This window comes from Aeromonas diversa CDC 2478-85 (genome assembly GCF_000819805.1).
GTDB classification, from domain to species: Bacteria; Pseudomonadota; Gammaproteobacteria; order Enterobacterales; family Aeromonadaceae; genus Aeromonas; species Aeromonas diversa.
In genome coordinates this window covers 1-1,420 of sequence record NZ_CDCE01000032.1, presented here as the reverse complement: position 1 = coordinate 1,420, position 1,420 = coordinate 1, and the positions used below count along the sequence as shown (strand labels likewise).

2 protein-coding genes are annotated in these 1,420 nt (G+C 66.7%); both read left to right on the top strand.

All coding sequences use genetic code 11. From position 1 onward, the window contains the following. Positions 1-880 (top strand): bifunctional phosphoribosylaminoimidazolecarboxamide formyltransferase/IMP cyclohydrolase (gene purH / locus BN1121_RS13440; protein WP_082038244.1); only part of this gene is annotated, 880 nt, incomplete at its 5' end. A gap of 69 nt (positions 881-949) precedes the next feature. Further along, on the top strand, positions 950-1,420 hold a 471-nt coding region (locus BN1121_RS13435; protein ID WP_043597957.1), incomplete at its 3' end, for a phosphoribosylamine--glycine ligase.

Below are 1,420 nucleotides of genomic sequence, written 5' to 3'. Positions count from 1 at the left end.
CTTCTATGCCGAGGAGCAGGCCGCACCGGGCTCGGTGGCAAGCGCCATCCAGCTGCAAGGCAAGGCCCTCTCCTACAACAACATCGCCGACACAGACGCGGCGCTCGAGTGCGTCAAAGAGTTCGACCAGCCGGCCTGCGTCATCGTCAAGCACGCTAATCCGTGTGGCGTCGCCATAGCTGACGACCTGCTGGCGGCCTACGAGCGCGCCTGGCAGACCGACCCCACCTCCGCCTTTGGCGGCATCATCGCCTTCAACCGTGAGCTGGATGGCGCCACCGCCAAGGCCATCGTCGATCGCCAGTTCGTCGAGGTGATCATCGCCCCGACCGTGAGCCAGGCAGCCCGCGACGCGGTCGCCGCCAAGCAGAACGTGCGCCTGCTCGAGTGCGGCCAGTGGACCGCGCCGGCCCAGGGCTTTGATTTCAAGCGCGTCAACGGCGGCCTGCTGGTGCAGGAGCGCGATCTCGGCATGGTGACCCTGGGGGATCTGACCGTGGTCAGCAAGCGCCAGCCCACCGAGCAGGAACTCAAGGACCTGCTGTTCTGCTGGAAGGTGGCCAAGTTCGTCAAATCCAACGCCATCGTCTACGCCAAAGAGGGTCAGACCATCGGCGTCGGCGCCGGCCAGATGAGCCGCGTCTATTCCGCCAAGATCGCCGGCATCAAGGCCGAGGATGAAGGGCTGACCGTGGCGGGCTCCGTCATGGCCTCCGATGCCTTCTTCCCGTTCCGCGACGGCATCGACGCCGCTGCCGCCGCCGGCATCTCCTGCGTCATCCAGCCCGGTGGCTCGATGCGCGACCAGGAGGTGATCGACGCCGCCGACGAGCACGGCATGGCCATGGTCTTCACCAAGATGCGCCACTTCCGCCACTGATAAACGGACACAGGGCAGCCAAGGCTGCCCTGCTGATAACTACGACGACAAGAGCAACGGAAACAGACCATGAAAGTACTGGTGATCGGTAACGGCGGCCGCGAGCACGCCCTGGCCTGGAAGGCCATGCAGTCCCCCCTGGTGACCCGAGTGTTCGTCGCCCCCGGCAACGCCGGCACGGCCCACGAAGGGAGCATCGAGAACGTGGCCATCTCGGCCACCGACATCCCGGCCCTGCTGGCGTTCGCCAAGGAGCAGCGCATCGGCCTGACTATCGTCGGACCGGAAGCGCCGCTGGTGAAGGGGGTGGTCGATGCCTTCCGTGCAGAGGGGCTGGCCATCTTCGGCCCGACCGCCGCCGCGGCCCAGCTGGAAGGCTCCAAGGGCTTTGCCAAGGACTTCCTGGCGCGCCACGCCATCCCGACTGCCGAGTACCAGAACTTCACCGAGGTGGAGCCGGCCCTGGCCTATCTGCGCGAGAAGGGCGCCCCCATAGTGGTCAAGGCCGACGGCCTGGCCGCCGGCAAGGGGGTGATCGTC